The sequence below is a fragment of the Parafrankia sp. Ea1.12 genome (assembly GCF_900465275.1).
In the GTDB taxonomy this organism is placed as follows: domain Bacteria; phylum Actinomycetota; class Actinomycetes; order Frankiales; family Frankiaceae; genus Parafrankia; species Parafrankia soli.
Genome location: NZ_UBIZ01000282.1, coordinates 1 through 13,228, shown reverse-complemented (window position 1 = coordinate 13,228; position 13,228 = coordinate 1). Strand labels below are relative to the sequence as shown.

The 13,228-nt window shown below is 73.6% G+C and carries 11 protein-coding genes; 1 reads left to right on the top strand and 10 read right to left on the bottom strand.

Annotated elements, in window-relative coordinates:
* The first annotated feature begins 18 nt into the window (after positions 1-18).
* The gene (pgm, locus tag FMEAI12_RS13450; RefSeq protein WP_112106279.1) at positions 19-1,671 is read left to right on the top strand and encodes a phosphoglucomutase (alpha-D-glucose-1,6-bisphosphate-dependent); all 1,653 of its coding nucleotides are present in this window, start codon (positions 19-21) and stop codon (positions 1,669-1,671) included.
* On the opposite strand, the gene FMEAI12_RS13445 is transcribed toward pgm, so the two are convergent.
* From FMEAI12_RS13445 to rplU, 10 genes are all read right to left on the bottom strand, one after another.
* Positions 1,608-2,561 (bottom strand): CdaR family transcriptional regulator, encoded by a 954-nt coding sequence (locus tag FMEAI12_RS13445; RefSeq protein ID WP_112106278.1) that lies wholly within the window; start codon positions 2,559-2,561, stop codon positions 1,608-1,610. The genes pgm and FMEAI12_RS13445 overlap by 64 nt on opposite strands.
* Positions 2,562-2,819: 258 nt before the next feature.
* Positions 2,820-3,296, bottom strand: a complete 477-nt coding sequence (locus FMEAI12_RS13440; RefSeq protein ID WP_112106277.1) for a VOC family protein — start codon at positions 3,294-3,296, stop codon at positions 2,820-2,822.
* A gap of 130 nt (positions 3,297-3,426) precedes the next feature.
* The gene (locus FMEAI12_RS13435; RefSeq protein ID WP_235013963.1) at positions 3,427-4,677 is read right to left on the bottom strand and encodes a DUF4349 domain-containing protein; all 1,251 of its coding nucleotides are present in this window, start codon (positions 4,675-4,677) and stop codon (positions 3,427-3,429) included.
* Positions 4,678-4,869: 192 nt separating this feature from the next.
* Positions 4,870-6,297 carry a VWA domain-containing protein gene (locus tag FMEAI12_RS13430; RefSeq protein ID WP_071061526.1) on the bottom strand — a complete coding sequence of 476 codons (1,428 nt, stop codon included), beginning with the start codon at positions 6,295-6,297 and terminating at the stop codon, positions 4,870-4,872.
* Positions 6,298-6,317: 20 nt separating this feature from the next.
* Positions 6,318-7,232, bottom strand: a complete 915-nt coding sequence (locus tag FMEAI12_RS13425) for a MoxR family ATPase (RefSeq protein ID WP_112106276.1) — start codon at positions 7,230-7,232, stop codon at positions 6,318-6,320.
* Between the two features lie 170 nt (positions 7,233-7,402).
* A complete protein-coding gene (locus FMEAI12_RS13420; protein WP_020462726.1) occupies positions 7,403-8,659 on the bottom strand; it encodes a glutamate-5-semialdehyde dehydrogenase in 1,257 nt (418 codons plus the stop codon).
* A 101-nt stretch (positions 8,660-8,760) separates the two neighbouring features.
* Complete coding sequence (proB, locus tag FMEAI12_RS13415) at positions 8,761-9,876, bottom strand: glutamate 5-kinase (protein ID WP_020462727.1); 1,116 nt, start codon at positions 9,874-9,876, stop codon at positions 8,761-8,763.
* Positions 9,877-9,879: 3 nt separating this feature from the next.
* On the bottom strand, positions 9,880-11,541 hold the full coding sequence (gene obgE / locus FMEAI12_RS13410) for a GTPase ObgE (protein WP_112106275.1): 1,662 nt from the start codon (positions 11,539-11,541) through the stop codon (positions 9,880-9,882).
* 195 nt (positions 11,542-11,736) lie between these two features.
* Positions 11,737-12,024: a 50S ribosomal protein L27 gene (gene rpmA, locus FMEAI12_RS13405; RefSeq protein WP_071061520.1), complete on the bottom strand. Its 288-nt coding sequence runs from the start codon at positions 12,022-12,024 to the stop codon at positions 11,737-11,739.
* A gap of 4 nt (positions 12,025-12,028) precedes the next feature.
* Positions 12,029-12,346: a 50S ribosomal protein L21 gene (gene rplU, locus FMEAI12_RS13400; protein WP_020462729.1), complete on the bottom strand. Its 318-nt coding sequence runs from the start codon at positions 12,344-12,346 to the stop codon at positions 12,029-12,031.
* Positions 12,347-13,228: the final 882 nt, after the last annotated feature.

Here is a 13,228-nt window from a genome sequence, read left to right as displayed (position 1 = left end):
CCCATATGGAGCCCGCCCATGCCGAACAGCCCGCGCGCGGGTCAGCCCGCCGCTCCCGACGAGCTCATCGACCCGCGGGCGCTGCTCGCCGCCTACCACGACGTGCGTCCCGACCCCGCCGACCCGGCCCAGCGGGTGGCGTTCGGGACGTCCGGCCACCGCGGCAGCGCACTGCGGGCGTCGTTCAACGAAGACCACATCCTGGCCACCACACAGGCGATCTGCGAGCACCGGGCGGCCGCCGGGGTCAGCGGTCCGCTGTTCATCGGCGTCGACACGCACGCGCTGTCCGCGCCGGCGCTGGCGAGCGCCCTCGAGGTCCTGGTCGCGAACGGGGTGGACGTCCGCGTCGCGCCGGCCGGTGAGGCCACCCCGACACCGGTGATCTCGCACGCGATCCTCGCCCACAACGGGCACGGGGGCGCCGGCGGGCCCGGGGGGCTCGCCGACGGCATCGTCGTGACGCCGTCGCACAACCCGCCGGCCGACGGCGGCTTCAAGTACAACCCGTCGCACGGCGGTCCCGCCGACACCGCGGCCACGAGCGCGATCCAGAACCGGGCGAACGCGCTGCTCGAGGCGGGTCTCACCGGGGTCGCCCGGATCCCGCACACCCAGGCGCTGGCGGCGGCGACCGTGCACGACTTCGTCAGCGCCTACGTGGCGGACCTGCCGAACGTCGTCGACCTCGACGCCATCCGCTCGGCCGGGGTCCGCATCGGCGTCGATCCGCTCGGCGGAGCGAGCGTCCTGTACTGGCAGGAGATCGCCGAGCGGCACAAGCTCGACATCGAGGTGGTGAACACCGCGGTCGACCCGACGTTCGGCTTCATGACGCTGGACTGGGACGGCCGAATCCGGATGGACCCGTCGTCACCGTTCGCGATGGCGTCGCTGCTGCGGCTGGCCGGGTCGTTCGACGTCGCGCTGGCGAACGACGCGGACGCCGACCGGCACGGGATCGTCACCCCCGGCGCCGGCCTGCTCAACCCGAACCACTACCTCTCGACGGCGATCTCCTACCTGTTCGCGCACCGGCCGGGCTGGCCGGCGGGCGCCGCGGTCGGCAAGACCCTGGTCAGCTCCGGCATGATCGACCGAGTCGCCGCCGATCTCGGACGCGGGCTGGTCGAGGTGCCGGTCGGCTTCAAGTGGTTCGTCGACGGCCTGCTCGACGGCTCGCTCGGTTTCGGCGGCGAGGAGAGCGCCGGCGCGTCGTTCCTGCGCCGCGACGGCCGGGTGTGGACGACGGACAAGGACGGCATCATCGCCTGCCTGCTGGCCGCCGAGATGACCGCGACGACCGGCCGTGACCCCGGTGTTCTCTACACCGAGCTGACCGGGCGGTTCGGCTCCCCCGCCTACCGGCGCGTGGACGCCCCCGCCACCCCGGCGCAGAAGAAGATCCTCTCCGCGCTGACGCCCGAGGCCCTGGGCGCGACGACGCTCGCCGGGGGTGCGGTCACCGCGGCCCTGTCGGCCGCGCCGGGCAACGGCGCCCCGATCGGCGGTGTGAAGGTGGCGACGGCCGACGCGTGGTTCGCCGCGCGCCCGTCCGGCACCGAGGACGTCTACAAGATCTACGCCGAGAGCTTCGCCGGCCGGGATCACCTGGCCTCGGTGCTCGCCGAGGCGCAGGTCCTCGTGGACGCCGCGCTGGCCCGCGGGTAGCCGGCCACCCCGACCGCCCCGGCCAGGCCAGCCCGGCCGTCGGGAAGGTCCCCGGTCGGGAAGGCGTCACCGGCCGGAAGCGCCGCCACCAGCTCGCGGGCGACGACGGCGGCGTGCAACCGCCACATCCGCTCCGGCGGGTCCCCGTGCAGGCCCAGGAGCTCGCGGACCCGGTCCATCCGGTAGCCGACCGAGTTGCGGTGCATGTGGATGCGCGCGGCGACCGCGGCCCGGCTGCCGTTCGTCTCCAGCCAGGCGGCGAGCGTGGCCAGCAGCTCGGGCCGGTCCAGCAGCGGCCCGAGCTCGGCCCGGGCGAACGACTCCAGCCGCGCCCGCGGGACGGCCAGCAGCAGCCCGGCCAGCCCGGTGTCCGAGTGCAGGAGCTGCACGCCGTCGCCGCGATGGCGCAGCAGCGCGAGCACGGCCCGTGCCTCGGCGAGCGACGATGCCGTCTCGGAGGTGTCCCGGCCGTCGCCGACGACCACCCGCCCGGCGGCGGCGAGCACCGGCCGGTCCGATCCGACGGCAGCGGCCAGGCGGGATCGCACCGCGGCCAGCTCCCGGCCGACGTCGGCGGCGTCACCTGCCAGGACCGCCCACCCGAGCTCACCGAACGCCCCGTCCCGGCGCACCGGGACGTCGAGCGCGGCCAGGGCGGCGCCCCACGCGTCGCGGCGGGCGCCGTCGTAGTGCAGCACCACGGCGGCATGGGGACGGGTGAGATCCACACCGGAGCACGCCGGCCAGGGCGGCTCAGCGGCCGGCTGGGCCCCGCCGGCACCGGCCTGCCGAGCGACGGTCTGCCGGGCGACGGTCTGCCGGGCGACGTCGGTCATCCCGAGGCCACCGATCGCCGGCACGTCGTGAACGGCCGGACTCGGAGGTGTCACCTGGCGTCACGTCCTTTCGGGGGTCCGCAGGATCCCCGCGATGGCGGCTCTCGACGCGCGGTGACGAATCCCCCACAACCAGGCGATCACCGGCTGCCCGCGTCGAGCGCCCCGAATAGACCCTTATGGGTCTCATATGCAGGTTATCGAGCGGGCAGCCCGGATGATTCCGCTCCCCCACCCCACCGGACCGGCCCCGCTCCCCGTCACGCACCGCGATCACCGGACGAGGCCACGTCAAGGCGCGGCGCCGGACGGTCAGCCGCGCGGCCCCCACAGGTCACGCACCGTCGAGAAGACCCGCTGGCCGTGGCTGATCTCGATCACGTTGCCGTCGGGGTCCGTCAGCGCGCACACGTAGCCGACCGGGTCCGGCAGGTCCTGCGGCTCCCAGTGCAGGCAGCCGGCGGCCCGGGCCCGCGCCGCCGCGTCGTCCACGTCGGCCCGGCGCGGGACCTCGATCCCGAGGTGCGCGAACGGCGTCATGATCGGATGCCGGGCGCCGCGCTCCCGGACGAAGTCCACCAGCACCAGGACGAACGGCGTCCGCCACTGGCCCTCGTTGGAGAGCCAGGCGCTACGGCCGGCGGCGTCCTCGCGGACCGCCACGACGACCAGCGGGGTCATCGACGTGTAGAAGGCGATCGAGGCGTCGAGGTCGCTGGAGGGCAGGGCGACGTGCGTCCAGCGGGCGCTGGTCAGCCCCGATCCGGATTCCTCGCCTGCCTCGGGCATCCCGGCGCTCCCGTCCGCGGCCGGCGACCGGCACCGACACGGACGTGTCGGTGCCGGTCGCCGGCGGCCTGCGTGTGCCCGTCCATCGTGCCGCCCCGGACCCCTTCCGTGCCAGAGCGCACCGGCCCGCTTACGACCCCGCCGAGTCCCGCGGCGGCGCGGGCGGGGCCGGGGTCGTCGGGATCCAGCCCCACCGGCGCGCGATCCGGACGGCCCCGTAGACGCACGCGGCGACCAGGCCGACCAGCGCCAGCGGGCCGAGCAGCGCGATGATCTCCTCGATACCGCGGACGAAACGGTTCCAGGATGTCCGCGCGGCAGCGACCAGCCCCGAGTCGTCATCGTCCGGCCCGGGTGCGGGGTCCGCTCCGTCCTCGGCGATCTGCACCGTCAACGTCGCGAGGTCGCTGGCGTCGGCGAGGACCATCCGCTGGCCCTCGATCTGCTCGATCTGGATCTGCACGCCGTCGATGGCCTGCTGCACCGACAGTGTCTCCCCCACCGTGGTGGCATTGGAGAGCAGCGTCGTGTAGGCGGTACGGGAGGCCTCCAGCGCGCGCTTGCGCGCCTCGAGATCGACGTACTCCCCGGTCACGTCGCGCGAGGACATCGTCGACGCCGACACCGTGCCGATCCGGCTCAGGCCGGACCGCAGCTCGTCGAACGACTCGCTCGGCACCCGCAGGGTCACGGTGGCGTACTGGCTGCCGTCATCAGTGGTCGACGGAGTGCCGCTGACCTCGCTGGACTCGGTGTACCCCGCAAGCCCCCGCGCCGCCGCGGAGAGATCCTGGACCGCCTTGTCCACGGCACCGGCCGGCACGGACAGCGTGGCCGTGCCGTTGCGGACGATCCGCGGCTGGGCGCCGGCGGGCCGGGCGGGCTCGCCGCCGGTGCCGCCGGTGCCACCGGGCCCGCCCGGGACGGTCGACGGCGCTCCCGCGGCGATGCCGTCTTCCCGGGCCGCACCGGGCGCCGGCGACGGCGCCGACGCGCTGGAGTCCGCCGACGTGCTCATCTCGCCGGGTGTACCGGGCTCGGACGCCGGCATCGGGACGGCCGCCGTGTCCGCCGAGTTCGTGCCGGCGCCGTCCGTTCCGGCGGCGATGAAGCCCACCCCGAGGATCACGACGAGCAGCGCGCCCGCGCCGAGGATCAGGCGCCGGCGGCGGCGCGGGTCCGGCATGGCCGGCAGGCGGGACGACCAGGGCCGCTCGTTCCGGCCGGGCGCCCCGAACGGACCGGGAGGGGCGGCCGGACCGGGCTGCCCCGGCTGCCCGCCCGCGGCGGTGCCTGCGGTCGTCGGTTCACCCGGATCGGCCTGTCCGGTCGCGTCGGTCGGACCTGTCGGCATGGTCGTCGCCGTCGTTTCGGTCGCCATGGCGGCACCCCTCCGTCCGGCCTGCGCGGTCACCCGCGCGGGCGTCGGCGGTCACACCATGCGCCCGCCGTCGAAGGGTTGGACGCAGCGGCCCGGCGATCGGTTCACCCCGAAAGCGCCGGAAACGTCAAATCTCCCACAACGGCGCGACCACGCCGAGGCGCCTCAGGTGGGGCTTCAAGGCGGGGCGCCTCAGGTGGGTAGCAGCCGCTCGATGAAGTGCTGGAGCTGCTCGACGTTGCGGCACTCGACCATCTCGTCGACGAGGTCGGCGTAGGCGGTGGTGGCCGAGTCGCCGGAGCCCCAGTAGCTGCGCGGCTCCGGGTTCAGCCAGTAGGAGTGCCGGGCCTGCCCGCACAGCCGGCGGAACACCGCGGCCGAGGTGGCCCGGTAGTTGTTGCGGGCATCCCCCAGGACGAGCAGCGACGTCCGCGGCCCGACGGCGTCCGGGTACTTCTCGGCGAAGACCTCGATCGCGTGGCCGTAGTCGCTGTGGCCGTCGAACCAGACCAGGTCGGCCTCGGAGGCGATCCGGGCCATCATGTCGCCCAGCTCGAGCCCGCGCAGGAAGCGGGTGACCTCGTCGGTCGTGTCGATGAACGCGAACGCGCGGACCTTGGAGAACTGCTCGCGCAGCGCGTGCGTGAGCATGAGGGTGAAGTGCGCGAAGGAGGACACCGATCCGGACACGTCGCACAGCACGACAAGCTCGGGCTTGTGCGGCTTGTGCGGCCGGTGCTTGGTCTCGATCGGCACGCCACCGGTCGCCAGCGACGCCCGGACGGTGCGGCGGAAGTCGAGCCGGCCGGCCCGGCCGAGCCGGCGCCGCGCCGTCAGCCTGGTCGCCAGCCGGCGGGCGAGCGGATACACCTGGCGGCGCAGCTCGACCAGATCACGCTGGGAGGCGCGCAGAAAGTCGACCTGGTCGGCGAGCGGCTTCACCGCGGTCCGCTCGACGGCCTCGATGCCACGTTCCTCGGCCATCCGCCGGCGGACCTCGGAGGAGATCATCTCCTCGAACGCCCGGATGCGGTCGGCGATCGTCTGCCGCGCGATCCGCTCTTCGAGGCCGCCGCGATCGTCGTCACCGAGCATCGCGGCGAGCAGGTCCGCGATGAGTGTCTCCGGGGACATCGCCCGCAGCACCCGGTAGATGAAGTAGCTGCGCTGCCCCGGCCCGTTCTGCGCCGCGCCGAAGGCGCTGACCGAACGGCGGGCCAGGTCGCGGAGCTTCTCGTCGTCGCCGTCGAGCAGCGCGTCGCGGAGCTGGTCGCGCATGGCCCGGCGCAGCGCCTCGATCTCCTGCGGGGTCAGCTCGGACGGGTCGCCGTTCCGCTGCTCCCCCGGCTGCTGCTCCCCGGCGGGCCCGCCCTCGTCGGGCAGCACGACACCGTCGCCGATCCGCGGCGGAAAGTACAGGTCGAACAGCGAGTCGAACGCGCTCCGGTACAGCGGGCGCTTGCACATCGTCGCGGCGAACGCGGCCCGCAGGGCGTCCCGGTCGGCCCAGCCGATGGCACCGACCGCCCGCGCGGCGTCCACCGTCTCGGCGCTGCTCACCGGGACGTTGGCGCGGCGCAGCGCGGCGGTGAACTCGACGGTGCGGTCGAGCAGGTTCATCGGGACCTCCCGGTCCTGCGTCAGTTGGCGCCGAGCTTGAGCTGGCTGATGGCGCGGGCCTGGTCGCTGGCGTGCTTGAGGACCACGCCGAGGGTGGAGGTGACGGCGGCGTCGTCCATGGTGTCGAAACCGAGCGCGAGAACGGTCTGGCCCCAGTCGATCGTCTCCGCGATCGACGGCGCCTTCTTGAGCTCCATCGCCCGCAGCGCGCGCACGATCCGCACCAGCGACTCGGCCATCTTCTCCGGCAGCTCGGGCACCCGGGCGAGGACGATCTCCTTCTCCCGGGCGGCCGAGGGGTAGTCCAGGTTCAGGTACAGGCAGCGGCGCTTGAGCGCCTCCGACAGCTCGCGGGTGGCGTTCGAGGTGAGGACGACGAACGGCCGGCGGGTCGCCTTCACGGTGCCCAGCTCGGGGATCGTGACCTGGAAGTCGGAGAGCACCTCCAGCAGCAGGCCCTCCACCTCGACGTCGGCCTTGTCCGTCTCGTCGATGAGCAGGACGGTCGGGTCGTCCCGCCGGATCGCGGTGAGCAGCGGACGGGAGAGGAGGAACTCCTCGCTGAAGATGTCGTCGTGGGTCTGCTGCCAGCTGGCGGTGCCAGCGGCGGCGTCCCCGGCGGCCTCGCCCGTGGCGCCGGAGGCCGACTGGATGCGCAGCAGCTGCTTCTTGTAGTTCCACTCGTAGAGCGCGCGGGCCTCGTCCAGGCCCTCGTAGCACTGGAGCCTGATCAGCTCGGCGCCGACCGCCGCGGCCAGCGACTTGGCGAGCTCGGTCTTGCCGACACCGGCCGGCCCCTCGACGAGCAGCGGCTTGCCCAGCCGGTCGGCGAGGAAGACCGTGGTGGCGATCGCCTCGTCGGCGAGGTAGCCCGTCTCCCGGAGCCGCTCCCGGACATCAGCGACGTCTGCGAACGCGTATCCCTGCAACGACATGGCCACCTTCCGGTCCAGCGCCTAGCACCACCACGGTCCATAGTGCCAGTGGTTGGCAGCACATGACGGATTGACGAGGGATGACGGGCTTCCGGAGTGCTCCGGAGTGCTCCGGAGACGGCTGTTCCGGCCTCCCGGAAGGCCACCCGCAACGCCCACGCGCCGCCCGGTCACACCAGGTGGCCGTCCCCGATGCCCACCCAGGTCGTCGAGGTCAGCTCGGGCAGGCCCATCGGCCCGCGGGCGTGCAGCTTCTGCGTGGAGATGCCGATCTCGGCGCCCATCCCGAACCGCTCGCCGTCGGTGAAGCGGGTCGAGGCGTTCACCATCACCGCGGCGCTGTCGCAGGAGGCGACGAACCGGCGACTCGCCGCCAGCGACCGGGTCACGATCGCCTCGGTGTGGCCGCTGCTCCAGCGCCGGATGTGGTCGAGCGCCTGGTCCAGCGAGTCGACGACCCCCACCGCCATGTCGAGCGAGAGGTACTCCGTCGCCCAGTCCTCGTCGGTGACCGGCACGGCGGACGGGTCGACCGCGCGCACCGTCTCGTCACCGTGCACGGTCACGCCCGCGTCGCGCAGCGCCGTCAGCACCCGGGGCAGGAACTCCGCGGCGATCCCGGCGTGGACGAGCAGGGTCTCGGCCGAGTTGCACACCGACACCTTCTGCGTCTTCGCGTTCAGCGTGATGGCCAGCGCGGTGTCGACGTCGGCGTCGACGTCCACGTAAACGTGGCAGTTACCGACGCCGGTCTCGATGACCGGAACCGTCGACTCCTCGACGACCGCGCGGATCAGGCCGGCCCCGCCGCGCGGGATGAGGACGTCCACCAGGCCGCGCAGCCGCATGAGGTGCTTCACCGAGTCGTGGTCCGCCCCCGGGACGAGCTGCACGCCGTCGGCCGGCAGCCCCGCGGCCACCGCCGCCTCCCGCAGGACGTCCACCAGCACCCGGTTGGAGTTCAGCGCCGAGGCGCTGCCCCGCAGCAGCACCGCGTTGCCGCTCTTGATACACAGGCCCGCCGCGTCCACCGTGACGTTGGGCCGGGCCTCGTAGATGATCCCGATGACGCCGAGCGGCACCCGGACCTGGCGCAGCTCCAGCCCGTTGGGCAGCACCCGCCCGCGGACGACCTCACCGACCGGGTCCTCGAGCGCCGCGACCTGGCGCAGGCCGTCGGCCATCGCCTCGATCCGCTCCGGGGTGAGGGTCAGCCGGTCGACCAGCGCGGCGGACGTGCCGGCGGCCCGCGCGGCGGCGGTGTCCAGGGCGTTCGCGGCGAGGATCTCGGCGGACCGGTCGAGCAGCGCCGCGGCCATGCCCAGCAGCGCGGCGTCCTTCGCCGCCCGCGACAGCGGGGCGAGCTGCCCGGCGGCCTGCCGGGCTCGGACCGCGCTGGCGCGGACGTCCTCCGCAGAGGTGTTCATGACCGAATTCCTCCCGACTGTCCGCGACGGCCGGCGCGGACGCGGGCCCGGCGTCGACGGCGCGCCGCTGTGCGCCGTTCCCTGAGGCTACCGGCGGCGGGTCAGCGACGGGTGAGGAGCAGGACGAGGTCGTCGCGGTGGACGACCTCACGCTCGTAGGACGGGCCCCGCTCGGCCGCCAGGTCCATCGTCGAGCGGCCGAGCATGCCCGGCAGCTCGACGGAGTCGAACTCGACCAGCCCACGCGCCACCGGACGGCCCCGCGGGTCGACCAGGTCGACCGGATCGCCGGCGGAGAAGTCCCCCTCGACCTTGGTGACCCCGGCCGGCAGCAGCGAGGCCCGCCGGTCCACCACCGCGGCGACCGCGCCCTCGTCCAGGTGCAGCCGGCCCTCGGGAGCGGTGGCGTGGGCCAGCCAGAGCAGGCGGGACGGCCGGCGCGGGCCGGTCGGGTGGAACACCGTCCCGATCTCCTCGCCGGCCAGCACCGCGGCCGCGTTGGCCGCAGAGGTGACGACCGTCGTGACGCCACCGGACGCCGCCATCCGCGCGGCGTCGATCTTCGTCGCCATGCCGCCGACCCCGACACCGGCCGCGCCGGTGCCGCGGGCGGTCAGGCCGTCGAGATCGGCGTCCGAGCGGACCTCGCGCACCATGCTCGCCGGCCCCAGCCGCGGGTTCGACTCGTACACGCCGTCGACGTCGGAGAGCAGGACGAGCAGGTCCGCGGAGACCAGGTGGGAGACGATCGCGGCGAGCCGGTCGTTGTCACCGAACCGGATCTCCTGGGTGGCGACCGCGTCGTTCTCGTTCACGATCGGCACGACACCGAGGGCCAGCAGCCGCTCCAGGGTCGTGCGCGCGTTCCGGTAGTGCGTCCGCCGGATCACGTCGGTGGCGGTGAGCAGGACCTGGCCGACCCGGTGCCCGGCCCGGCCGAACGCGCCGGCGTAGCAGTGGACGAGCGAGCTCTGGCCGACGCTCGCCGCCGCCTGCAGAGTGGCCAGGTCACGCGGCCGCCTGGTCAGCCCGAGCGGGGCGAGACCGGCGGCGATCGCGCCCGACGACACCAGCACCAGGCTGCCGGCCCGGCCGGCGACGGCCGCGACCAGCGCCTCGACCCGGTCGGCGTCCAGCCCACCGGCCGCCGTGGTCAGCGACGACGAGCCGACCTTGACGACGACCCGGTTCGCTTCGGTGACGAAGGAACGGACCACGGCCTAGCCACGCCCGCCGTCGGCGTCACCGCCGGAGCCACCGCTGTCGCCGAAGGCCGCACTGTCATTGAAGCCGGCGCCGTCACCGAAGCCGGCACTGTCACCGAAGCCGGCGCCGTCGCCGAAGTCGTCAGCGGAGTCGTTCAGGGCCGTCCGCTGTGCCCTGGTGAGCCGCTTGGACGTCCGCAGCCGCAGGTCGGTGCCCCGCGGACCGAGCGGGAGGTCGGAGACCACTGCTCCGCCGCGCGCGCCGGCTCTCGTGCCCCCGGAGCCGCCCACGGTCGCGATCGTGACGGCGGTGTCGACGGCGCCGTAGCCCGCCTCGCCGTAGCCGTCGCCATCTCCGCCACCGGCGGCGAGCAGCGCCTCCCGGCCGGACAGCGTCGGCTCCCAGTCGAAGGTGACGGCACCGATCGTGACCGCGACCCCGGGGAAGGCACCCCGCTTGGCGAGCTCCTTCTCGACGCCCAGCCGGGCCAGGCGGTCGGCCAGGTAGCCGATCGCCTCCTCGTTGCTGAAGTCGGTCTGGCGCACCCAGCGCAGCGGTTTGGTCCCGCCGACGACGAAGCCGTCGCCCTCGGCCCGCACCGTGAAGTCCGGCTCGTCCACCGCGCGCGGGCGCAGCACGATCCGGGTCGCGGCCGGGCTGGGCGCGGCGGCGCGCAGGCTGGCGACGAGCTCGGCGAGCGCGAGCGCGAGCCCGCGGACCCCGTGCCGGCTCGCCGTGCTGATCTGGTGCACGGCCAGACCGCGGGCTTGCAGGTCAGGGGTGACCAGCTCTGCGAGCTCGGCCGCGTCCGGGACGTCGACCTTGTTCAGCACCACGAGACGCGGGCGGTCCGACAGGTCGGTCGTGTACGCGGCGAGCTCCGCCTCGATCACGTCGAGGTCGGTGAGCGGATCACGGCCGGGCTCGAGCGTGGCGCAGTCGAGAACGTGGACGATCAGCGAGCACCGCTCGATGTGCCGCAGGAACTCCAGGCCCAGCCCCCGGCCCTGGCTGGCACCCGGGATCAGCCCGGGGACGTCCGCGACCGTGAACGGGCTATGGTCACCGGCCTGGACGACGCCCAGGTTCGGGACCAGGGTGGTGAACGGGTAGTCGGCGATCTTGGGACGCGCGGCGCTGAGCACCGAGACCAGCGAGGACTTCCCGGCGCTCGGGAAGCCGACCAGCGCGACGTCGGCCACGCTCTTGAGCTCGAGGACGGCGTCGAGCTGCTCACCCGGCTCCCCGAACTCGGCGAAGCCGGGCGCCTTGCGGCGGGCCGAGGCCAGCGAGGCGTTACCCCGCCCCCCGCGGCCGCCGTGCGCCAGGACGTAGGTGCTTCCCGCCCCGACCAGGTCGACGATCTGCTCGCCGTCGGGCGAGAGCACGACGGTGCCGTCCGGCACCGACAGAACCAGGTCGTCGCCGTCCGCGCCGTGGCGGTTGGAGCCCTGGCCCGGACGGCCGCCGCCGGCCCGCTGATGCGGGTGGAAGTGGAAGTCGAGCAGGGTCGTCACGCCGCTGTCGACGCGCAGCAGCACGTTGCCGCCACGGCCGCCGTTGCCGCCGTCCGGCCCGCCCAGCGGTTTGAACTTCTCACGGTGGATCGAGCAGCAGCCGTGCCCGCCGTCGCCGGCGGCGGCGTGCAGAACCACCCGGTCGACGAACGTCGGCATGATCTGCCACCTCTCCTAACTCCGCGGTTGACCGCGGTCTGACACACAAGAGCGCCGCGCATGCCACACCGGAGGGGCTGTGGCTCGCGCGGCGCCCTGTGAACGACTACGACCCGGGCGACGGCCCGCACATCCCCGGCGGCACCGCGCCGCGGTTCTGGCAGGTCTCCGAATCGCCGGACCTCTTTGGGCTGGTCAGGCCGGTACGGCGACCTTCTCGGCACGCTCGGTGTCGGCCGAGACGATGTTCACGACCCGGCGGCCCCGCTTGCGGCCGAACTCGACGTGGCCCGGAGCCAGCGCGAACAGAGTGTCGTCCTTGCCGCGGCCGACCAGGTCACCCGGGTGGAAGTGGGTGCCCCGCTGCCGGACGATGATCTCGCCGGCCTTGACCAGCTGGCCACCGAACCGCTTCACGCCGAGCCGCTGGGCGTTCGAGTCACGGCCGTTGCGCGAGGAGCTCGCGCCCTTCTTGTGCGCCATCTCGTCAGGCCTTCCCCGTCTCGATCCCGGTCACCTTCAGGCGCGTGTACTTCTGGCGATGGCCCTGACGCTTGTGGTAGCCGGTCTTGTTCTTGAACTTGTGGATCCGGATCTTCGGACCCTTGACGACACCGACGACCTCGGCGGTGACCTCGACGGACGCCAGAGCGTCAGCGTCGTGTGTGACCGACTCGCCGTCGACGAGCAGCACCGCCGGAAGGTTCACGGCCGCGCCCGGCTCCCCGGAGAGGAGTTCGACGTCGACGACATCGCCGACGGCGACCCTGTGCTGCTTGCCGCCGCTGGCAACGACCGCGTACACCAGATCTCCCTGCTGTTGGATCTCGCTTGGACCGCCTGGAGCGGCCCGTCAAGCCTGCCTCACGAGCTGGGCGCCCGCGGCACGCGGTCTCGCCGGTGCGACATCCGCGCCCGCAACCATGCCCGCACATGCCCGCACCCATCGACCCGCATCCGCGCTCGCGGGTCAGGAGGCCCGCGAGTACCGACGCACGCTCAGGGCGCGCCTGCCTCGTGTCCATCCACCTTACAGGTCATCCGGGCAAGGGTGAGACACGCCCACCCGGCACGACCACCGATCGACCACAAAGAAGATCAAAAAGAAGGCGCAGCCCGGGGGACATCAATGAAAGAACGACAGAAGAACACGGAAAGACACACTGCGATGGAGACACGGGCGATAGGCGGGTTCCGAGAGGGTCATGTTGCCTATGACCCGGACGGGCCATGGTGACGAACGAGTCGCGGGGAAAACATGTGGGGTCCTCCAGCGCGGCGACGAGGGCCGTCCCCACCAGGACGGGTCGCCGGCGGAGCGCACCGGCGGTGCCTGCCCTGGGGGCACGCGAGGAGGCACGTGACCCCGCGTCACACGACGCCGCGCGACGTCCGCGCCAGGCTCGCGGACGCGCGGGCAACGGGACTCACCGCGAACCGAGTCGCCGTGGCTCGAGTCGCCGCACCCCTGGTGGGGGCGGGCCGAGTCGGGTCGGGGCGGACCCCGCCAGGCGGGGTGAGTCGGGCGGACCAGAGGATTCAGAGGGGGCGATCGGGGTGCACTGGCATTACGTGACATGGGCGGCAGGCGCCGCCACGATGGCCGCCCTTGCCGTCGCCTGCCTCCCGCTGATCGCGGCGGCGGTCACCCCGGCCGCGGCACAGCCGTCACCGCGCCGGACCGACT